Raw genomic sequence first — 20,651 nt, forward strand, 5'->3', positions numbered from 1 at the left:
ACCAGATTTAGCTGGTCGTGTCGCCCCGCGCCAGCCTCTCGCCGCGTCCTCCAGACGCTTCGCGTTCGACCGTTCGGCGTCGCTCGACGCCCAAATCTAGATCGTCGGATCAAGATTCGAGCAGCGCATGATCGAGAATCCCTTGCCAAAGCCCGTCCGCATCGGCTTTGCTGGGCAGGTCCCGTTCTACGCCGCATCGAGGGGGACCGCAGGGACGACTGGTAAGGCGGCGGATTTTTCTTATGGAGATCACGTTTCTTCTCAATGGAGAAACCCGGACGGTGGCGATTACCGATCCGACGCAATCTGTGCTCGACTGGCTGCGCGCCGAAGGCCTGACCGGCACCAAGGAGGGCTGCAACGAGGGCGATTGCGGTGCCTGTTCGGTCATCGTGACCGACGCCAACGGGGCCAAACCGCTCAATGCCTGCCTGATGATGATGCCCCATCTGCACGGGCGCGCGCTGCGCACCGTCGAAGGCGTCGCGGGGCCGAAGGGCGAATTGCACCCAGTTCAGCAGGCAATGGTCGACCATCACGGCTCGCAATGCGGTTTCTGCACGCCGGGCTTCATCGCCTCGATGGCGGCGGGTCATCTCAATGGACGCCGCGATCACGACGATCTGCTGGCGGGCAACCTTTGCCGCTGCACCGGCTACGCACCGATCATCCGCGCCGCCGAGGCGGCTCAGGACGCGCCCGTGCCCGCGTGGATGCACGACACGCCGCCCGATCTGGCAGACGTCGCGCTTGTGGCCGATCATGTCTTCCTTCCCGCAAGCGCGGATGCGCTGGCGGAGTGGTATCTCGCTCATCCGGACGCCACGCTGATCGCGGGCGCGACTGATGTGGGTCTCTGGGTCACCAAACAGCTGCGAGACCTGAAAGAAGTCGCTTTCCTGAACAACTGCACGGACCTGCAGAACATCGAGGAAACCCACGACCGCTATATCGTCGGCGCGGGCATCACGCTCTCGACGTTGCGCGAGACGATCCGCGACACGCTCCCGAGCTTTGCCGAATTGCTCCGCCGTTTCGCCTCCGAACAGGTGCGTCAGGCGGCGACGATCGGTGGCAATATCGCGAACGGCTCGCCCATCGGTGACAGCCCGCCCGTCCTGATCGCGATGGGCGCGGAGCTGACGCTGCGCAAGGGTGACACGCGCCGCACGATCCCGCTGGAGAGTTTCTTCCTCGACTACGGCAAACAGGACCGCGCGCCCGGCGAATTCGTCGAAAGCGTCAGCTTCCCGAAATCCGTGCCCGATCTCGCCTGCTACAAACTCTCGAAGCGGTTCGATCAGGACATCTCCGCCGTCTGCGGCGCGCTGAATATCTCGCGCGAGGGCGACACGATCCGGTCCGCGCGCATCGCCTTTGGCGGCATGGCGGGTATCCCGAAACGCGCAACGGAATTGGAAGCGGCGCTTGAGGGCCAGCCCTTCACCGAGGAGGCGGTCACGGCCGCCCTGCCCGCGCTGGAGCAGGACTTCACGCCGCTCACCGACATGCGCGCCTCGGATGCCTACCGGATGGAGGCCGCCAAGGCGATGTTGATCCGCTATGTGCGCAACGCCCAAGGCGCCCTCTCCATTCTGGAGGTGCAACCATGAGCGTCGGCACCAAGAAACCCCACGATTCCGCGCAGTTGCACGTCACCGGAGCGGCGCGCTACGTCGATGACATCCCCTGCCCCGGCAACACGCTGCACCTCGCCTTCGGCCTCTCGACCGAAGCCCATGCCGAGATCGCCTCGCTCGATCTGAGCGCGGTGCGCAGCGCTCCGGGCGTCGTCGCGGTGCTCACCGCCGAGGACATGCCGTTTGCCAACAATGCCTCGCCCGCGCCCGAGCCCGAACCGGTTCTGGCCGAAGGTGTCGTGCATTATGTCGGTCAGCCGATCTTCGTGGTCGCCGCGACCAGCCACCATGCCGCGCGCAAAGCGGCGCGGCTCGCGAATGTCGACTACAAGCCGCGCCCGGCGATCCTGACCGTCGAACAGGCGCTCGAGGCCAACAGCCATTTCGAAGGCGGCCCGGTCACCTGGGCGCGCGGCGATACCGGCGCGGGCTTCGCGCAGGCAGAACATATCGTCGAAGGCAGCTTCGACATGGGCGGGCAGGAGCATTTCTACCTCGAAGGTCAGGCCGCCCTCGCGCTGCCCGACGATCAGGGAATGGTGATCCGCTGTTCCTCGCAGCACCCGTCGGAAATCCAGCACAAGGTGGCCGACGCGCTTGGCTGCGCGATGCATGACGTCCGCGTGGAGATGCGCCGGATGGGCGGCGGTTTCGGCGGCAAGGAGAGCCAGGGCAACGCGCTCGCCATCGCCTGCGCCGTCGTCGCGCGGGCCACCGGGCGGCCCTGCAAGATGCGCTACGACCGCGACGACGACATGATCATCACCGGCAAGCGCCATGATTTCCGGATCAAATATCGCCTTGGCGCGGATGCCGAGGGCAAGATCGTCGCGGCCGAGTTCACCCATCTCGCCCGCTGCGGCTGGTCGCCCGACCTGAGCCTGCCGGTCTGCGATCGCGCGATGCTGCATACCGACAGTTCCTATTACCTGCCGAATGTGAAGATCGAGAGCCACCGGCTGCGCACCAACACCCAAAGCGCGACGGCCTTCCGGGGCTTCGGCGGCCCGCAGGGCATGATCGGAACGGAAGCCGCGCTCGATCACCTCGCGCATGTGATGGGGATCGACCCGCTCGATCTGCGCAAGCGCAACTACTACGACCCAGCGGGCGTGCAGAGCACGCATTACGGCCAGCCGGTCGAGGATTTCATCCTGCCCGAAATCACCGAGCGCTTGGAGCAATCCGCCGAGTTCGCGGCCCGCAAAGCCCGCGTGGCCGAATGGAACGCCGCCAACACGACGCTGAAGCGCGGCATCTCGCTGACGCCGGTGAAGTTCGGCATCTCCTTCACGCTGACCCAGCTGAACCAGGCGGGCGCGCTGGTGCATGTCTATGCCGACGGCTCGATACAGTTGAACCACGGCGGCACCGAGATGGGTCAGGGCCTGCACCGCAAGGTCTGTCAGGTCGCGGCCTCGGTCTTTGGCGTGACGGACGAGGACGTGCGCATCACCGCGACCGCCACCGACAAGGTGCCCAATACCTCCGCTACGGCGGCCTCTTCGGGGGCCGACCTGAACGGCATGGCGGTGAAGGCCGCCTGCGAGACGATCAAGGCGCGGCTCGCCGCGTTCATGGCCGAAAGCTCCGGCGCAGCCATCGAAGACGTGAGCTTCGCCAATGGCGAGGTGCGCGCGGGCGAGCATGCCCTGCCCTTCGCGAAGCTGGTGAAGCTGGCCCATGAGGCGCGGGTGTCGCTCTCCTCGACCGGCTTCTATGCCACGCCGAAGATCAGCTGGGACCGGATCAAGGGGCAGGGCCGCCCGTTCTTCTACTTCGCCTATGGCGCGGCGGTGACCGAGGTCGTGATCGACACGCTGACCGGCGAGAACCGCATCTTGCGCACCGACATCCTGCATGATGCGGGCGCCTCGCTGAACCCGGCTATCGACATCGGCCAGATCGAAGGCGGCTACGTTCAGGGCGCGGGCTGGCTGACGACCGAGGAACTGGTCTGGGACGATAAAGGCCGACTGCGCACCCATGCGCCTTCGACCTACAAGATCCCCGCCTGCTCGGACCGCCCGCGTGTGTTCAACGTGGCGCTCTGGGACGCACCGAACCGCGAGGACACGATCTATCGCTCCAAGGCGGTCGGCGAGCCGCCCTTCATGCTGGCGATCTCGGCCTTCCTCGCGCTGCAGGACGCGTGCAAATCCTGCGGCCCGCACTGGCCCGATCTGCAGGCGCCCGCGACGCCCGAGGCGGTTCTCGCTGCCGTGCACCGGGCAAGGGGCGACGCATGAGCCTGGATCCCGCAGCCCTCGCCCGCGCGGCGGAACGCGGACCGTTCACCCGCGTGGTGGTCGCGCGCGCCCAAGGCTCCACCCCGCGCGAAGACGGGGCGGAGATGCTGGTCTGGGCGGATCACGTCGAGGGCACGATCGGCGGCGGCGCGCTGGAATTCTCCGCCATCGCAAAGGCGCGGGGCGGGCTGACTGGGGTCGAGAAAATCCCGCTCGGCCCGGCCATGAACCAGTGTTGCGGCGGGGCCGTGGTGCTGGGCTACGAGCGGATGGACCGGAACACCGTCGCGCAGATTACAGGCGATTGGCACGCGCGCCCGCTGACGCCGGGCGCGCCCGAGCCGCTGGCCGTCACCCGCGCGCTGGCGCGCGCCCGGGATCGCGGCGAGGCACCGCCGCTGCTGGTGGAGACCTGGCTGATCGAGCGGGTCGCACCACCCGCCACCCCGGTCTGGATCTGGGGCGCGGGCCATGTCGGGCGCGCGCTGATCGGTGCGCTCGCCCCCCTGCCCGGCCTCGCACTTTTCTGGGCCGATAGCGGGTCCGAGCGGTTTCCCGAGACACTCCCCGAGGGCGTCACGCCGCTGATCGCAGAGAACCCGGCTGATCTTGTCTCTCTCGCCCCGACCGAGGCGCGCCATTTCGTGCTGACCTATTCACATGCGCTCGACCTCGAACTCTGCCACCGGCTGCTCGCTCACGGGGTCGGCGGGCTCGGCCTGATCGGATCGGACAGCAAATGGGTCCGCTTCCGCAAACGTCTTGCCGCCCTGGGTCATTCGGATGCACAAATTTCACGCATTGCCTGCCCGATAGGCGATCCGACCTTGGGGAAGCATCCTCAAGCCATTGCTCTTGGGGTCGCGACCGGGCTAGTGAAGGAGCTGAACGCCGCGAAGGTGGCGACGGGGAAAGGGAAACGCGCTGGGTGACGGAGCTGCTCAAGATCGACGGGCTGACGAAAGCCTATCCTGGGGTCGTGGCCAACGATGGCGTCGGCTTCTCGGTGCGTCCGGGCGAAGTGCACGCCCTGCTGGGCGAGAACGGCGCCGGCAAATCGACGCTGGTGAAAATGATCTACGGGCTCGTGAAGCCCGATTCCGGCACGATGCATTTCGCCGGCCAACCCTTCGCGCCAGCCGATCCACGCGCGGCGCGGGCCGCAGGCGTCGCGATGGTGTTTCAGCATTTCTCGCTCTTCGAGGCGCTGAACGTCGCCGAGAACGTGGCGCTCGGCATGGAAAACCCGCCGCCGATGCGCCAACTCGCCAAACGTATCCGCGAGATTTCCACCGCCTATGGCCTGCCGCTGGACCCTGCCCGTCTGGTCGGAGACCTCTCCGCGGGCGAGCGTCAGCGCGTCGAGATCGTGCGCTGCCTGCTGCAGGACCCGAAGCTTCTGATCATGGACGAGCCGACCTCGGTTCTGACGCCGCAGGAGGTGGAAATCCTGTTCCACACGCTGCGCAAGCTCTCCGCCGAGGGCACCGCGATCCTCTATATCAGCCACAAGCTCGAGGAAATCCGCACGCTTTGCGAAGGCGCGACCATCCTGCGCGGCGGCAAGGTGGTGGCAAGCTGCAACCCGAGCGAAAAGACCGCGCGCGAACTGGCCGAGCTGATGGTCGGTGCGGAGTTGAAAGTGACCGACCGAGCCGAGCGCAAACTGGGCGATGTGGTGCTGAAGGTCGATGGGCTGTCGCTGGCACCGATGTCGCAATTCGGTCCGTCGCTGAAGGATCTCAGCTTCGAGCTGCGCGCGGGCGAGGTGCTTGGCATCGGCGGCGTCGCAGGCAACGGTCAGGAAGAATTGCTGGCGACCCTGTCGGGAGAACGGCCCTCCGCCCCCGGCACCGTCAGCCTGATGGGCGAAGACATCTCCGGCCTCGGGCCGAATCCACGCCGCGCGAAGGGGATGCTGGCGGCCCCCGAGGAAAGGCTCGGCCATGCCGCCGTTCCCGCGATGAGCCTGACGGAGAATGCGATTCTCACCGGGACAATGCGCAAGCCGCTGACCCGCAACGGCTTCGTAGATCAGGGTGCGGCGAAAACCTTCGCCGACGAGATCATTCAAGCCTTCGACGTGCGCACCCCCGGCGCGCATGTGGCCGCCCGGGCGCTGTCGGGCGGAAACCTGCAGAAATACGTGATCGGCCGCGAAGTGCTGCAAAACCCCGCCGTGTTGGTCGTGAACCAGCCGACATGGGGTGTCGATGCCGCCGCCGCAGCGTCGATTCGGCAAGCGCTGCTCGATCTGGCCGCGAAAGGGGCTGCGGTGATCGCGATCAGCCAGGACCTCGATGAGCTTATGGAAATCTCCGACCGCTTCTCGGCACTGAACGAAGGCCGCCTGAGCGCCTCGCGCCCGACGCAGGGGCTGACGATCGAAGAGATCGGCATGATGCTCGGTGGCGCGCACGGGATGCAGGAGGCTGCGGTATGATCACTCTCGTCCGGCGCCCCACCCCGTCTCGCTTCTGGTCCTACGCCACACCGATCCTCGCCGTGATCGCCACCATGATCGCGGGCGGCATCCTGTTCGCGATGCTCGGAAAGCACCCGGTCGAGGCGATCCGCGTAATCTTCTGGGACCCGCTTTTCGGCGGCAACGCGGCCTATTTCCGTGGCCAGTTGCTGGTCAAGGCCGGGCCGCTGATCCTGATCGCCTGCGGGCTCGCCGTGGGCTTTCGCGCGGGCATCTGGAACATTGGCGCGGAGGGGCAATACATCATGGGCGCGCTGTTCTCGGCGTGGCTGGCGCTGAAGATGTACCCGGCCGAAAGCCACTGGCTGTTCCCGGTGATGATCGTGCTCGGCGCGCTTGGCGGCTTCCTCTGGGCAATGATCCCCGCGGTGCTGAAAGTGATGTTCGGCACCTCTGAAATTCTCGTCTCGCTGATGCTGGTCTACGTGGCCGAGAACCTGCTGGCCTACATGGCCTTCGGGCCGCTCAAGAACCCCGAAGGCTTCGGCTTTCCCGGATCGCGCAACCTGCAGGACTACCCCTCTGCCTTCAACCACGAGCTGATCGCGGGCACAGGCATGCATTGGGGCGTCGTCGCGGCGCTGATCGCGGTGATCTTTACCTATGGGCTGATGCATCGCCACATCACCGGTTTCCGCATCCGCGTCGCAGGCGAGGCCCCGCGCGCCGCTCGCTTCGCAGGCGTGATGCCGGCGCGGCTGGTGATCCTCGGGCTTGGCATGGGCGGCGCCTTTGCGGGCCTCGCGGGCATGTTCGAAGTCTCCGGTCCCTCGGGTCAGATCACCGACAGCTTCAACGTGGGCTATGGCTTCACCGCAATCATCGTGGCCTTCTTGGGTCGCCTGCACCCGATCGGCATCCTGCTGGCGGGTCTGCTGATGGCGCTGACCTATATCGGCGGCGACATGGCGCAGTTGATGCTCGGCCTGCCCTCGGCGGCGATCCAGGTATTTCAGGGGATGCTGCTGTTCTTCCTGCTGGCCTTCGATGTGCTGACCAACTTCCGCATCCGTTTCGGGAGGGTCGCGGCATGACGGGCAAACTCCCCTCGCTGCGCCTGGCGGTCATCTTTCTCGGCGGCGTCGTGATGGGGCTAGGCCTGTACTATCTGCTCGCCGTGGCGCAGGCATTCTGGGCCTTCGTCGTGATCGGCGTGGTTATGATGGTGGTTTTCGAACTGGCGGTTGGCGCGTCGCGGGCGGTGATCTACCGCATCGGCGCGCGCCCTGACAGCGAAGAGCCCCGTCGCCCCACCCTGCACGGACGCGAGCGTTACGCCTCGATGGCCGGGCTCGTCATCGGCCTCGTCGGGGGCTATCTGGCCTGGGGGCCGGTTCTGTTCTGGGGACATGGAGGCACGCTATGATCGTGGGCGGCATCGACATCATCACCCTGACGGCGACTCTGATGGGCGCGTCGACCCCGGTTTTGCTAGCGGCCACCGGCGAATTGGTGGCCGAGAAATCGGGCGTGCTGAACCTCGGCGTCGAGGGGATGATGATCATGGGCGCGGTCGCGGGCTTTGCTGCCGCCGTCGCCACCGGAAGCCCGGTTCTGGGCTTCCTGATGGGGGCGATTGCCGGCGCTTTGCTGGCGACGCTCTTCGCCTTTCTGACGCAGAAGCTGCTGTCGAACCAGGTCGCGACCGGCCTTGCACTGACGCTGTTCGGACTTGGCCTGAGCGCGCTGATCGGAAAGGGCTATGAGGGCGTGCGGCCGCCCGCGACGCCGAAGATCGATTTCGGGCCGCTCTCGGATATTCCGGTGCTGGGCCGCATCCTGTTCTCGCATGACTGGATCGTTTATCTCTCGCTGATCCTCGTCGCCGTGGTCTGGTACGTGCTGCGCTCAACCCGCATGGGGCTGATCCTGCGCGCGGTGGGCGAAAGTCATGACGCAGCACACGCGTTGGGATACCGCGTCGTCGCCGTCCGCTTTGCCGCGTTGGCCTTCGGCGGGGCGCTGGCCGGTCTGGGCGGTGCCTATCTCAGCCTCGTGCGCGTGCCGCAATGGACCGAAGGCATGACCGCTGGCGCGGGCTGGATCGCGCTCGCCATCGTGGTCTTCGCAAGCTGGCGGCCGTGGCGCGTGCTGCTGGGCGCTTACCTATTCGGCGGCATCACCGCGCTGCAATTGCAGCTGCAGGCCGCGGGCTACGCGATCCCGGTGCATATCCTGTCGATGGCCCCCTACGTCATCACCATCGTGGTGCTGGTCATCCTCTCCGCCATCCACCGCCACGGCGTGCAGGCCGCCCCTGCCAGCCTCGGCAAGTCTTTCCACGCCTCGAGCTGAGGCATATCTCGAAGGGCCCCATCAAGAGGCCCGCCACCCAACTTGGAGTAACGCGATGAACCGCAGATCCTTTTTGAAAACCACCGCCGCCACGGCCGTTGTCGCGGGCGCAGGCGTCCCGGCTTTCGCCGCTGACGAGCCGCTGAAAGTCGGCTTCATCTATGTCGGCCCCGTCGGCGACATGGGGTGGTCCTACCAGCACGACCAGGGTCGTCAGGCGATCGAAGAGAAATACGGCGACAAGGTGAAAACCTCGTTCATCGAGAACGTGCCGGAAGGTCCCGATGCCGAGCGCGCGCTGACCCAGCTTGCGCTGGACGGCAACAAGCTGATCTTCGCGACCTCCTTCGGCTTCATGGACGCGGTCGTGAACGTCGCCAAGAAATTCCCCGACGTGAAATTCGAGCACGCCACCGGCTACAAGCTCGCCGACAACCTCGCGACCTATGACGCGAAGTTCTACCAAGGTCGCGCCATTCAGGGCACGATCGGCGGTCGCATGACCAAGACCAACAAGATCGGCTATATCGGCTCCTTCCCGATCCCGGAGGTCTATCAGGGCATCAACGCCGCCTACCTCGCGGCGAAGAAGGTGAACCCGGACGTCGAAATGAAAGTCGTCTGGGCCTATTCGTGGTTCGACCCGGCGAAAGAGGCCGACGCGGCCGCAGCCCTGATCGCCGATGGGGTGGACGTTCTGCTGCAGCACACCGACTCGACCGCGCCGCAGGCGAAAGCTCAGGAAGCGGGCAACGTCATCACCTTCGGTCAGGCCTCGGACATGTCGTCCTTCGCGCCGATGCCGCGCGTCTCCTCGACCATCGACAACTGGGCGCCCTATTACATCGAACGCGTCGGCGCCGTCATGGACGGCACCTGGAAATCGGAAGCCACCTGGGGCGGCATCGACAGCGGCATGGTGAAGATCGGCGAGATCTCCTCGGCGGTGCCGGACGACGTCAAGAAAGAGGCGCTGCAGCTCAAGGACGACATCGCCTCGGGCAAGGTCCATCCCTTCGCGGGTCCGCTCAACAAGCAGGACGGCAGCGAATTCCTCAAGGCAGGCGATGTCGCGACCGACGACCAGCTTCATTCGATGACCTTCTATGTCGAGGGCATTACCGCGGAACCGCCGAAGTAAGCGATTGCACGAACGAAAAGACGAAAGGGTCGGCCAGGCGCCGGCCCTTTTTCATGCTCGCGCCGCCTCTACCCCCCTTCTCATTGACCGTCATCGTTGCCGCCCCCAGGATTCAGGCGCAAAATTTGAAGTGTCGAGCAACTTGACACATTCAATAATTTGCATCTATCGGTAGATAGAGCGGTTGACGTTAGGGAGTGGGAGGAAGGCAATGGCACATATCGTGGTACTTGGCGCGGGTCTTGGCGGCGCCATCATGGCTTATGAATTGCGTGACCAGGTCCGCAAGGAAGACGAGATCACCGTCATCACCAAGGACCCGAAGTATCACTTCGTGCCCTCGAACCCCTGGGTCGCCGTCGGTTGGCGCGACCGCAAGGACATCACCGTCGATCTCGAACCGACGATGAAGAAAAAGAACATCAAGTTCATCCCGGTCGCGGCCAAGCGCCTGCATCCCGATGACAACAAGGTCGAACTGGAGGATGGCCGCGAGGTTTCCTACGATTACATCGTCCTCGCCACCGGCCCGGAACTGGCCTTCGACGAGATCGAGGGGCTCGGCCCTGACGGCTTCACGCATTCGGTCTGTCACATCGATCACGCCGAGGAGGCCGGCACCGCCTTCAAACGCTTCTGCGAAAATCCCGGCCCGATCATCGTGGGCGCGGTGCAGGGTGCCTCGTGCTTCGGCCCGGCCTATGAATTCGCCTTCATCCTCGACACTGCGCTGCGGCGCGCGAAGATCCGCGATCAGGTGCCGATTACCTTCGTCACCTCCGAGCCCTATGTCGGCCATCTCGGTCTTGATGGCGTGGGCGACACCAAGGGCCTTCTCGAATCCGAAATGCGCAACAAGCACATGAAGTGGATGGTCTCGAGCCGTGTGAAGAAGGTCGAGGACGGCGTGATGCATGTCGAGGAAATCGCCGATGACGGCTCGATCAAGGCCGCCCACGAATTGCCGTTCAAATACGCGATGATGCTGCCACCCTTCCGTGGCATCCCGGCGGTCATGGGGCTGGACGGTCTCGTCAATCCGCGCGGCTTCGTCATCGTCGACAAGCACCAGCGCAACCCGAAATATCCGAACGTCTTCGGCATCGGCGTCGGCATCGCGATCCCGCCCATGGGGCCGACCCCGGTACCCTGCGGCGTGCCGAAAACCGGCTTCATGATCGAGTCGATGGTCTCCGCCACCGCGCATAACCTAGGCAATATCGTGCGCGGCAAAGAACCCGACGAGACCGGCACCTGGAACGCGATCTGTCTGGCCGATTTCGGCGACAGTGGCATCGCCTTCGTGGCCCAGCCTCAGCTTCCGCCGCGAAACGTCAACTGGTCGAGCCAGGGCAAATGGGTCCATCTCGCCAAGATCGGGTTCGAGAAATATTTCCTGCGCAAGCTGCGCAAGGGCACCTCGGAGCCGTTCTACGAGAAGACCGCGATGAAGATGCTCGGCATCGACAAGTTGAAGGCGGTGAAGAAGACTCACTGAGCCGGGTCGGCAACCATTTCTGTTTTCAATTCACGGGGCGGGCCTGCGGGCTCGCCCCGCGCTGATTCACGCCGATGGTGGTGACGCGCCGGAACACACGCCTCCGTGAAACGTTTGGTCCCCCGATACACGGCCAGATGCCGTATGAAAGGGAGACGACATGAAGACGTTGAAGACGACCACTGCGCTCGTTGCCGGCCTTGCCGCGCTGAGCCCGGCGATCCTGCCGTTCAGTGCGCTTGCCCAGGACAGTAACACCGCCGCTGCGGAATGCGTTGCGAAAGCAGTCGCAGACGGCACCCCGATGGAGCAGGCGAAAGCCGATTGCGAGGCCAATGCGGCGAATGCCGACGGCTCCGCCGAAGCCGCCGCAGGCACCGATCCGGCGAATGCAGATGCGCCGATGTCCGACAGCGAAGCCGATCAGGCTGCGAAAGCGGCGATCGAAGGCGCAGCCCCGCCCTCCGAACAGGACCCGGCCGCGAGCAGTGACACCCCCGACGCCAGCGCGAAAGCCGCAGTCGAAGGCGGCGCGGATGTGACCACTCAATCCGGGACCACGGGCACCGATGCCAACGCCGACGCGGCCGCTGCCGCGACGACCGATACCGATACGGCCACGAATGCAGATACGTCTGCCGCGCCCGACGCCGCCGCATCGACCGATGCGCAGCCCGAGGCCGCGGCGCCCGCCGAGACCGACAGTGCCGCGACCGCGAACGGCGAGGGCACGACTTCAGCCGATACGACCGCGAAGACCGACGGGTCCGCGACCGCCGCGACCGATGGCTCGACCGGCGCGACGGCTGACGGTTCGACCGACGCCACCGCTGACGGTTCGACTGCTGCAGAAGGCCAGACGAATGCCGAGGCGACGGACACCATGAGCCCCGAAACCACCTCGCAGGACGCCCCTGCCCCGGTGACCGACACCACCGAAAACGCCATGCAGAACTCGGCGGCTCAGCCGGAGAGCACCGCGACGGCTGAACCCGAGGCGAAACCCGCTGGCGAGACCTCGACCGATACCACCTCCGACACTCAGGTCGTGCAGGAGGGCAATGGCGGATCGGGTTCCGACGTCGAGCCGAAGGTGGTCCAACCGAAAGAGGCGACGACCGCAGATTCGACGAACGCCGACGCGAACACCACCGATGCGGCGAGTGCTGACGCGAGTGCCGAGGCGCAAACGGATCAACAGGCGAACACGCAGGCCAGCTCGACCGCCGAGGCGACGAAGCTGCTCGAGAACGCGCTGACAGACACCAAGGCCGCGATCCAGGGCGAGGCTGTGCAGAACGAGGCGCTCAACGCACCGGCCGACAGCACCGACACCACCAATGCGACCGAAGAAACGGTGACCGAGGACACTGCACGCAGCGCCTCGGAAGACTTCTCGACCACGGTCGACGCCAAGCCCGACGCACAGGCGCAGGCCACGGCCCAGACCGATTCGACGAAGAAGAAGGACGGCCTGAGCACGCTCGAAACCGCGGCGCTCTCCGGTCTCGGTGCGCTCGCCGTGGGAGCGATCCTGAACAACGGTTCGAAAGTAGCCGTGAATTCGGGCGACCGCGTCGTGGTGCAGCAGCCCGACGGATCCTATCAGTTGGTGAAGGACGATAACGCGCTTCTGCGTCAGCCCGGGTCGAAGATTCGCACGCAGGACTATGCGGACGGCTCGTCGCGCACGATCGTGACCAAGCCGGACGGCAGCCAGATCGTCACCGTCTATGACGCGCAGCGCCGAATCCTCAAGCGGACGCTGGTCCAGCCCGACGGGACGCAATACCTGCTGGTCAATGACGCGCAGGGCGCAGACCCTGTAGATGTCTCGGCGCTCCCCAAGCCCAAGCCCGTCGCGACGGTGTCTTCCAGCAACGAACAGGCACTGCGCGAAGCGCTGACCCGCCAGAGTGGCGTCGACCGTACCTTCACGCTTTCGCAGGTGCGCAACATCACCCCGGTCCGCGAACTCGCGCCCGCAATTACGGTCGAGAACATCAACTTCGAGACTGGTTCGGCAGCGATCCAGCCGGATCAAGCGCAGGCCCTCTCGGCTCTCGGACAGGCGATCCAACAGCGCATCGACGAGAACCCGCGTGAGTTGTTCCTCGTGGAAGGCCATACCGACGCCGTCGGCAGCGCCGCCTACAACCTTGCGCTCTCGGACCGTCGCGCGGAATCGGTCGCGCTGGCACTGAGCGAGTATTTCGACGTGCCCGCCGAGAACCTCGTGGTGCAGGGCTATGGCGAACAGGACCTGAAAGTGCAGACCGAAGGCCCCTCGGAAGCCAACCGCCGTGCCGTCGTGCGCCGGATCACCGATCTTCTGCGCACCGCCTCGAACTAAGGTTGAACCAGAGACAAAAGCAAAGGGCGCCCTGCGGGGCGCCCTTTTCGCATCTCTCCCGAAAGAGGGGAGTAGTGGTGGCGAGGGGGGGACTTGAACCCCCGACCCCACGATTATGAGTCGTGTGCTCTAACCAGCTGAGCTACCTAGCCACTGGGGGGCTAACTAGGCAAAGCGGATCGTCCAGTCAAGGACGTTTTGCGGGAAAATTGCCCCCATTTCGCTGCGGCATATTGGGAATTGGCGAAGCCGTGCGCAAAGGCTAGGCAGGAGGAGAAAAGGAGAGACCATGCACGCCGCCCCTGCCCTGCCCCTCACACGCGATATCGTTCTGATCGGGGGCGGTCATACCCACGCGCTGGTGCTGCGGATGTGGGGGATGAAGCCGCTTCCGGGCGTGCGGCTGACAGTGATCAACCCCGCGCCTTCCGCCGCCTATTCGGGGATGCTGCCGGGCCATTTGGCGGGGCATTATACCCGCGACGAGTTGCAGCTCGATCTGGTGAAGCTCGCAAGACATGCTGGCGCGCGGCTGGTTCTGGGGCGCGCGACGGGAATCGATCGGGCCCGGCGGCTGATCGAAGTGCCGGGGCGTGCGCCGATCGCCTACGACGTGGCCTCGATCGATATCGGGATCACGGCAGAGATGCCGCAGCTGCCGGGATTTCGCGAGCATGTCGTGCCCGCGAAACCGCTCGACGCTTTCGCCGATGCCTGGGACGCCTTCGCCGCCAATCCGCCCGAGTCGCCAAAGATCGCCGTGGTCGGCGGCGGCGTGGCGGGCGTGGAGCTTGCAATGGCCTGTGCCCACCGTCTGCCACAGGCCCAGGTAACGGTCTATGAGGCCGCCCCCGAGGCATTGCGCGCGCTCGGCACCGGCGCCCGGAATGCGATGCTGAAACACTGCGCACGGCTCGGCGTGAAGATCGAGACTGACGCGGCGCTGATCGGGGCGGAAAGAGGGCGGCTCCTTCTGGAAGGCGACCGCACAGCCGAGGCCGATTTCATCATCGGTACGGGGTCGACGAAACCCGCCGACTGGCTACCCGAAACCGGACTCGATCTGACCGACGGTTTCGTCACGGTCGGCCCGACGCTGCAAAGCTCGGACCCCGCGATCTTCGCCGCAGGCGACATCGCCCATCTCAGCCACGCGCCGCGTCCCAAGGCAGGGGTCTATGCGGTGCGCGAGGCCAAGCCGCTGTTCGCAAACCTGCGCGCTGCCGCTTCGGGCGGAGAGATGAAGACCTATCAGCCGCAGCGCGATTATCTGAAACTGATCTCCGCAGGCGGCAAGCTGGCGGTGGCCGATAAATGGGGGCTGCCGTTGAACGGCGCGTGGCTCTGGCACTGGAAGAACAGGATTGACCGCAAGTTCATGGCGAAGGTCCATGACCTGCCAGCGATGCCGCCCCCCCCCCTGCCACGCGAGCACGCGCAGGGAATCGCGGAGGTGCTGGGCAGCAAACCGATGTGCGGCGGCTGCGGCGCGAAGCTGGGCGGTCAGGCGCTGCGCGAGGCGCTATCTGACTTGCCCGCACCTGCACGCGCGGATGTGCTGAGCGGTCCGGGCGACGATGCCGCCGTTCTGTCCTGCGGCTCGCAAGCACAGGTCTTCACCACCGATCACGTCCGCGCCTTCACCGAAGATCCGTGGCTTCTGGGCCGGATCGTCGCGCTGCATGCGATGAGCGACGCCTGGGCGATGGGCGCGGCACCGCAGGCGGCCTTGGCGCAGGTCACACTGCCTCGCCAGTCCGAGGAACTGGGCGCGCGGGCCCTGCGCGAGATGCTGGGTGCCGCGTCGGAGGCGTTCCGCCAAGCGGGCTGCGATCTCGTCGGCGGGCATACCTCGATGGGCGCGGAGCTGACACTCGGCTTCACCGTGACCGGGCTGGCAGAGCGACCGCTGGGCCAAGACCGAGCGCGTCCGAGTGAGGCGCTGATCCTGACCAAGGCGCTTGGAACGGGCGTGATCCTCGCCGCCGAGATGGCGAAGCACGCTCCCGGCGACGTGGTGGCAGGCGCGCTGGAGAGCATGGGCCGCAGTTCCGCCGGCGCCTCCGCGATCCTCGCGCCCGTGGCCTCTGCGATGACGGATGTAACGGGGTTTGGTCTCGCAGGGCATCTGCTGGGACTATGCGAGGCGTCGGCTGTCTCGGCAGAGCTGGACCTTGACGCGATCCCGCTGCTGGAGGGCGCCGAAGCTTTGGCGGAAGCGGGCGAACACTCGACGCTCCTGCCGCAAAACATCGCCAATTGCGCGGGCCGGATGACCGCGCCGCCGGGGCCGCGTACGGAGTTGTTGCACGATCCTCAGACCTCGGGCGGCTTGCTGGCGAGCGTGCCGGAGGCGCAGACGGCGGAGGTGTTGGCAAAGCTGGAAGCGGCAGGCTACCGCGCCGCGCGGATCGGGTCGATTGCGGACGGCCCGGCGTTCCTGCGGGTGCGGTGAGAGACGGGACGCGCCCGACCCTTGGGGGGGCGCTTTGACCGGCAGATGGCTTGGCGCTTTATCTCGCAAGCCCGGAAGACATTCCTACTCGCGATGACATTGCCAATGTGCGCTCCCGGGGGGAGGGTCGGGCGCGGCCCAGGCTGGTCGCCCCTTGCCAAGGGCTCACGCCCCTTAGCGCTCCGCCATCTCCTGCGCCTCTCTTACCACCTGCGCAGCTATCCCCTCGATCGCCTCCGGCGCGAGACTCTCAGCCTCGATCACCCGCTCCTGCTCCACATGACGCGCGCGGTGTTTCTCGTAGCGTGGATCATAATGGTCGCGCATCAATTCGCCCGCCAGCGCCGCATATTCACCGGCCTGCGCCTGTGCCTGCCATGCCGCGACCCGCTCGGCGGGCTGGAAGGGCCGCAACTGATCGAGCACCCCAAGCAGCCGATCTGGATCCGCCGTGATATCCGCATAGGCCCGCGCCAGATACTCCGCGCGCTCCGCCAGCGGCGCCCTGACCCGCACACGCGGCGCGTCCTTGATCGCAGCCCAGATCCCGCTCGGCAGCTGGAGATCGCCAATCTTTGAGCTTTCCGCCTCCAGCAGCACCGGTCGCGCCGGGTCGAGCGCCGCGATCTCCATGATCAGCCGGGTCTCGAAATCCTTCTGGCTCGATTGCCCGCCCTCCATCGCCCCGAAGAGAGAACCGCGATGATTGGCCAGCCCCTCCAGATCGATCACCTGCGCGCCCTGTGCCCGTGCCGCTTTCAGAATGTCGGTCTTCGCGGTTCCGGTATTGCCGTCGAGTACGACCACCGGACAGGGCATCGCCGCCTTTCCAGCCTCCACCACCAGCGACCGGAACGCCTTGTAGCCGCCCTCGACCAGCTCCACGCGCCAGCCGACCTGCTTCAGGATCGTCGCGAAAGAGCCCGAGCGCTGTCCGCCGCGCCAGCAATAGACCAGCGGACGCCAGCCGCCTTCCTTGTCGGCCAGCGGACCCTGCAAATGTTTGGCTGCGTTCTGTGCCACCAGCGCCGCACCGATCTTGCGCGCGTCGAAGGGCGCGACCTGTTTGTAGATCGTGCCGACGCGGGCGCGCTCCTCATCGTCGAGCACGGGCAGGTTGATGGCGCCGGGGATATGATCCTCGGCGAATTCCGAAGGCGAGCGCACATCGATGATCGTGTCGAAATCGAGCGCGGCGACCTCGGCAATCGAGGTAAGTTTCATCAGTAGACAGTAACCTGCGTGCCGACGGGAACGCTGTTGAACAGCTCGATGACGTGATCGTTCACCATCCGGATGCAGCCGTTCGAGACCGCATGCCCGATCGACCGCGGCTCGGTCGTGCCGTGGATGCGGATCGCCGTGTCATGCCCATTCTGATAGAGATACATCGCCCGCGCGCCGAGCGGGTTCTCCGGCCCACCTTTCATGCCGTCGGCGTATTTCTTGTAGGCCGGGTTACGCTCGATCATCTCTGGCGTCGGGGTCCAGCTCGGCCATTTGACCTTGCGCGCTACCGTCGCCTTGCCGCGGAATGTCAGTTCCGCCTTGCCGACCGCCACGCCGTATCGCATCGCAACGCCCGGCGCGATGATGTGATAGAGGAAGAACTTGTCGGAAACGATGATGATCGAGCCCACCGGCAGATCCGGCTTCACCGCCACTTTCGTCGGGTAATATTGCGAGCCGATCGGCCAGCGCTTGGCCGGTCCGGTCTCGACGCTTTGCGCGGGTTCGGTTGCGGCAAAGGCGGGCAGGCTTGCGAAGGGCAAGGCGGCCAACGAAAGAAGAAAGGCGCGGCGATCCATCTCAAACTCCTGCAAATCCCGTGGCTTCATTCAAGAAAAGCCAAGGGCGAGGCTAGCAAAGCCGCCCCACCCTCTCAAGATTTGGTCTCGGGTCCGGAAAAGACCAGCGCCAATCGTTGCCGCTTTGTCGATTACTTACCGAAAGCGCAGCCCGATTTGACACCGAACTTGCCGAAGATCATTGCAGCCGGGCAGAAACCGGTGAAGGCCGATTGCAGCAGGTTCGCGCCGATGAAGGCAGTAAACCAGAGCCAATACATCGAGACATAAACGGCCAGCAGCAGCGAGATCAGGATCATCACGCCAGCAAAGGCAAAAATCGCACGGTCGAGGTTCATTCGAGGGTACTCCACGAAAAGGTTACGTTGAGGCAGAATATAGCATCTCCTCAAGACAAATTCAATTGATTGCATATGTCTCGCGACGCTTGACCGCAGCCCCGCGCGGGATCAGATAACGTCCCATGAGCGAAGCCACTTTCATAATCGACGCCATGCATTGCGGGGCCTGCACCGGTCGGGTCGAACGCGCGCTGATGGCACAACCCGGCGTTCAAAACGCCTCGGCCAACCTGATGGCGCGCAGCGCCCATGTCGAATTCGACGGGCCCGCCGATCTCGAGAGCCTCAAAACTGCGCTCGATCAGGCCGGCTATCCGGGCCGTCTGAAAGAGGAGATGGCCAGTGGCCCCAGCGCCGCCGAACGCCAATTGCAGGAGGCGCGCCAGCTCCGGCGGCAGTTCCTGACCGCGCTCGCGCTGACCGCCCCGGTCTTCGTGCTCGCGATGGGCGCGCATATGATTCCCGGCATGCATCACCTGATCGCCAGCACGATCGGGATCGAAGCAAGCTGGTGGGTGCAGATGATCCTTACCGCGCTGGTGCTGGCCTTCCCAGGCCGCGTCTTCCTGCGCATCGGCGTCCCCGCCCTGCTGCGCGGCGCGCCCGAGATGAATTCGCTCGTCGCGATGGGCTCGCTCGCCGCGTTTGTCTATTCCGCCCTCGTCACGCTTGCCCCCGGCCTTCTGCCGGAGGCCGCGCGCGGCGTCTATTTCGAGGCGGCGGCGACCATCGTCACGCTGATCCTGCTGGGTCGCTGGCTTGAGGCGCGCGCCAAGGGCCGGGCCGGCGAGGCGATCTCGCGGCTGATCGGTCTGCAACCCAAGACCGCGCGTGTGCAGACCGAAAACGGGGTCGAGGAACGGCCGATCGAGGAACTCGTGCCCGGCGACATTCTGCTGCTCGCCCCCGGCGAACGAGTCGCGCTCGACGGGGTAATCGCCGAAGGCGCGGGGCATATCGACGAGAGCATGCTGACGGGCGAGCCCGTGCCCGTCGCGAAATCCGAAGGCGATCCGATCACCGGCGGAACGGTGAATGGCGAATCCGCGCTGAGCTACCGCGTCACCGCAACCGGCGGCGACACCGTCCTGTCGCGGATCATCGCGATGGTCGAAGCTGCGCAGGGCGCGAAACTCCCGGTGCAGGCACTGGTCGACAAAGTCACCCGCGTCTTCGTGCCCGTGGTGATGGCGCTGTCGCTCCTGACCTTCGCGATCTGGATGATCGCCGGGATGGGTTTCTCGCACGCCTTCGTCGCCGCAATCTCGGTGATGATCATCGCCTGCCCCTGCGCGATGGGGCTGGCGACACCGGTCTCGATCCTCGTGGGCACCGGACGCGGCGCCGAGCTGGGCCTGCTCTTCCGCCGTGGCGACGCGCTGCAACGCCTCTCGGAAGTCGCGGTCGTGGGCTTCGACAAGACCGGGACGCTGACCGAAGGCCACCCCGCCCTGACCGATCTCGAGCCGCTCGCCGACCTGCCCGAGGCGGAAATCCTCGCGCTCGCGGCAGGCGCCGAGGCGCGCTCGGAACATCCGCTGGCCCGGGCGATCCTCGCCGAGGCCGAAGCGCGCGGTATTACCCATGCACCGGTCAAACGCGTCAAGGCGCTGTCCGGCAAGGGGCTGCGCGCGCAGGCCGAAGGCGCGAAGCTCTGGATCGGCAATGCCGGCGCGATGGCAGAGGCCGGAGCCGATATCACGCCCTATGCCGAACGTGCGAAGGCGCTGGCCGCGAAAGGCCGCACCCCGGTGTGGATGTCGCTCGACGACCGGCCAGTCGCGCTGATGGCGCTGTCGGACCCGATCAAGACAGAGGCGCGCGAAGCGATCGACGCTCTGCACAAGGCGGGCAAACAGGTGGCGATGGTCACCGGCGACACGCGCGTCACCGCGGAAGCCGTGGGCCACGATCTTGGCATAGACCGGATCGAGGCCGAGGTGCTGCCCGACGGCAAGCGCGATGCAGTCGAGAGCCTGCGCCAGATCGGACCGGTCGCCTTCGTGGGCGACGGTATCAATGACGCCCCTGCGCTGGCGGCCGCCGATGTGGGCCTCGCGATCGGCACCGGCACCGATGTCGCCATCGAGGCCGCCGAGGTCGTGCTGATGCGCGGCGATCCGAACGGCGTCGCGATGGCGCTGGAACTGTCGCGCGCGGTGATGCGCAATATCCGGCAGAACCTGTTCTGGGCATTCGCCTATAACGTCGCGCTGATCCCGGTCGCGATGGGCATCCTCGTGCCCTTCGGCGGGCCCGGCCTGTCACCGATGCTGGCGGCGGGCGCGATGGCCTTCTCCTCGGTCTTCGTGGTCACCAACGCGCTGCGCCTGCGCCGCGCCCTGCGGTGATCCGGGCGTGGATCGGCAAGAGCGCGCCGAGGCCG

Annotated in this window: 15 protein-coding genes and 1 tRNA gene; 12 read left to right on the forward strand and 4 right to left on the reverse strand. The window is 65.8% G+C overall.

Translation table 11 applies throughout. The features are described from left to right. Nucleotides 1-242 precede the first annotated feature (242 nt). The 10 genes from xdhA (at nucleotide 243) to DEM26_RS00845 (ending at nucleotide 13,661) form a co-directional block, all read left to right on the forward strand. Nucleotides 243-1,613: a xanthine dehydrogenase small subunit gene (xdhA, locus tag DEM26_RS00800; RefSeq protein ID WP_109171501.1), complete on the forward strand. Its 1,371-nt coding sequence runs from the start codon at nucleotides 243-245 to the stop codon at nucleotides 1,611-1,613. Beyond that, on the forward strand, nucleotides 1,610-3,889 hold the full coding sequence (gene xdhB / locus DEM26_RS00805; RefSeq protein WP_109171502.1) for a xanthine dehydrogenase molybdopterin binding subunit: 2,280 nt from the start codon (nucleotides 1,610-1,612) through the stop codon (nucleotides 3,887-3,889). Before xdhA ends, xdhB begins: the two co-directional genes overlap by 4 nt. Continuing rightward, entirely contained in the window at nucleotides 3,886-4,821 is a 936-nt protein-coding gene (xdhC, locus tag DEM26_RS00810) for a xanthine dehydrogenase accessory protein XdhC (protein WP_075774189.1), read from the forward strand. Before xdhB ends, xdhC begins: the two co-directional genes overlap by 4 nt. Continuing rightward, on the forward strand, nucleotides 4,818-6,332 hold the full coding sequence (locus DEM26_RS00815) for an ABC transporter ATP-binding protein (protein ID WP_075774188.1): 1,515 nt from the start codon (nucleotides 4,818-4,820) through the stop codon (nucleotides 6,330-6,332). The genes xdhC and DEM26_RS00815 overlap by 4 nt, the downstream gene beginning before the upstream one ends. Continuing rightward, nucleotides 6,329-7,408 carry an ABC transporter permease gene (locus tag DEM26_RS00820; RefSeq protein ID WP_088734952.1) on the forward strand — a complete coding sequence of 360 codons (1,080 nt, stop codon included), beginning with the start codon at nucleotides 6,329-6,331 and terminating at the stop codon, nucleotides 7,406-7,408. Before DEM26_RS00815 ends, DEM26_RS00820 begins: the two co-directional genes overlap by 4 nt. After that, on the forward strand, nucleotides 7,405-7,740 hold the full coding sequence (locus tag DEM26_RS00825) for a hypothetical protein (protein WP_075774186.1): 336 nt from the start codon (nucleotides 7,405-7,407) through the stop codon (nucleotides 7,738-7,740). The genes DEM26_RS00820 and DEM26_RS00825 overlap by 4 nt, the downstream gene beginning before the upstream one ends. After that, complete coding sequence (locus tag DEM26_RS00830; RefSeq protein WP_088719679.1) at nucleotides 7,737-8,669, forward strand: ABC transporter permease; 933 nt, start codon at nucleotides 7,737-7,739, stop codon at nucleotides 8,667-8,669. The genes DEM26_RS00825 and DEM26_RS00830 overlap by 4 nt, the downstream gene beginning before the upstream one ends. Before the next feature lie 55 nt (nucleotides 8,670-8,724). Continuing rightward, entirely contained in the window at nucleotides 8,725-9,810 is a 1,086-nt protein-coding gene (locus tag DEM26_RS00835) for a BMP family ABC transporter substrate-binding protein (RefSeq protein ID WP_075774184.1), read from the forward strand. A gap of 211 nt (nucleotides 9,811-10,021) precedes the next feature. After that, the gene (locus DEM26_RS00840; RefSeq protein WP_109171503.1) at nucleotides 10,022-11,308 is read left to right on the forward strand and encodes an NAD(P)/FAD-dependent oxidoreductase; all 1,287 of its coding nucleotides are present in this window, start codon (nucleotides 10,022-10,024) and stop codon (nucleotides 11,306-11,308) included. A 160-nt stretch (nucleotides 11,309-11,468) separates the two neighbouring features. Beyond that, nucleotides 11,469-13,661 carry an OmpA family protein gene (locus DEM26_RS00845; protein WP_109171504.1) on the forward strand — a complete coding sequence of 731 codons (2,193 nt, stop codon included), beginning with the start codon at nucleotides 11,469-11,471 and terminating at the stop codon, nucleotides 13,659-13,661. Nucleotides 13,662-13,736: 75 nt separating this feature from the next. Here the strand turns inward: DEM26_RS00845 and DEM26_RS00850 are convergent. After that, nucleotides 13,737-13,813: transfer RNA gene (locus DEM26_RS00850), tRNA-Met, on the reverse strand. A gap of 137 nt (nucleotides 13,814-13,950) precedes the next feature. Here DEM26_RS00850 and selD point away from each other — a divergent pair. Then, on the forward strand, nucleotides 13,951-16,116 hold the full coding sequence (gene selD / locus DEM26_RS00855; RefSeq protein ID WP_109171505.1) for a selenide, water dikinase SelD: 2,166 nt from the start codon (nucleotides 13,951-13,953) through the stop codon (nucleotides 16,114-16,116). Between the two features lie 174 nt (nucleotides 16,117-16,290). On the opposite strand, the gene mnmH is transcribed toward selD, so the two are convergent. The 3 genes from mnmH to DEM26_RS00870 form a co-directional block, all read right to left on the reverse strand. Further along, complete coding sequence (gene mnmH, locus DEM26_RS00860; protein ID WP_109171506.1) at nucleotides 16,291-17,340, reverse strand: tRNA 2-selenouridine(34) synthase MnmH; 1,050 nt, start codon at nucleotides 17,338-17,340, stop codon at nucleotides 16,291-16,293. Then, nucleotides 17,340-17,924, reverse strand: coding sequence for a L,D-transpeptidase (locus tag DEM26_RS00865; protein ID WP_075774179.1), 585 nt, complete (start codon nucleotides 17,922-17,924; stop codon nucleotides 17,340-17,342). The genes mnmH and DEM26_RS00865 overlap by 1 nt, the downstream gene beginning before the upstream one ends. Before the next feature lie 131 nt (nucleotides 17,925-18,055). Further along, the gene (locus DEM26_RS00870) at nucleotides 18,056-18,262 is read right to left on the reverse strand and encodes a YgaP family membrane protein (protein WP_075774178.1); all 207 of its coding nucleotides are present in this window, start codon (nucleotides 18,260-18,262) and stop codon (nucleotides 18,056-18,058) included. A 125-nt stretch (nucleotides 18,263-18,387) separates the two neighbouring features. Here DEM26_RS00870 and DEM26_RS00875 point away from each other — a divergent pair, with 125 nt between their 5' ends. After that, nucleotides 18,388-20,616, forward strand: coding sequence for a heavy metal translocating P-type ATPase (locus tag DEM26_RS00875; protein ID WP_109171507.1), 2,229 nt, complete (start codon nucleotides 18,388-18,390; stop codon nucleotides 20,614-20,616). Nucleotides 20,617-20,651 lie beyond the last annotated feature (35 nt).

This window comes from Thioclava sp. NG1 (genome assembly GCF_003122275.1).
Lineage (GTDB): Bacteria > Pseudomonadota > Alphaproteobacteria > Rhodobacterales > Rhodobacteraceae > Thioclava > Thioclava nitratireducens.

Coding starts and splice junctions, on each gene's coding strand:
- xdhA (WP_109171501.1), top strand. CDS start 243: ATGGAGATCACGTTTCTTCTCAATGGAGAAACCCGGACGGTGGCGATT.
- xdhB (WP_109171502.1), top strand. CDS start 1,610: ATGAGCGTCGGCACCAAGAAACCCCACGATTCCGCGCAGTTGCACGTC.
- xdhC (WP_075774189.1), top strand. CDS start 3,886: ATGAGCCTGGATCCCGCAGCCCTCGCCCGCGCGGCGGAACGCGGACCG.
- DEM26_RS00820 (WP_088734952.1), top strand. CDS start 6,329: ATGATCACTCTCGTCCGGCGCCCCACCCCGTCTCGCTTCTGGTCCTAC.
- DEM26_RS00825 (WP_075774186.1), top strand. CDS start 7,405: ATGACGGGCAAACTCCCCTCGCTGCGCCTGGCGGTCATCTTTCTCGGC.
- DEM26_RS00830 (WP_088719679.1), top strand. CDS start 7,737: ATGATCGTGGGCGGCATCGACATCATCACCCTGACGGCGACTCTGATG.
- DEM26_RS00835 (WP_075774184.1), top strand. CDS start 8,725: ATGAACCGCAGATCCTTTTTGAAAACCACCGCCGCCACGGCCGTTGTC.
- DEM26_RS00840 (WP_109171503.1), top strand. CDS start 10,022: ATGGCACATATCGTGGTACTTGGCGCGGGTCTTGGCGGCGCCATCATG.
- DEM26_RS00845 (WP_109171504.1), top strand. CDS start 11,469: ATGAAGACGTTGAAGACGACCACTGCGCTCGTTGCCGGCCTTGCCGCG.
- selD (WP_109171505.1), top strand. CDS start 13,951: ATGCACGCCGCCCCTGCCCTGCCCCTCACACGCGATATCGTTCTGATC.
- mnmH (WP_109171506.1), bottom strand. CDS start 17,340: ATGAAACTTACCTCGATTGCCGAGGTCGCCGCGCTCGATTTCGACACG.
- DEM26_RS00865 (WP_075774179.1), bottom strand. CDS start 17,924: ATGGATCGCCGCGCCTTTCTTCTTTCGTTGGCCGCCTTGCCCTTCGCA.
- DEM26_RS00870 (WP_075774178.1), bottom strand. CDS start 18,262: ATGAACCTCGACCGTGCGATTTTTGCCTTTGCTGGCGTGATGATCCTG.
- DEM26_RS00875 (WP_109171507.1), top strand. CDS start 18,388: ATGAGCGAAGCCACTTTCATAATCGACGCCATGCATTGCGGGGCCTGC.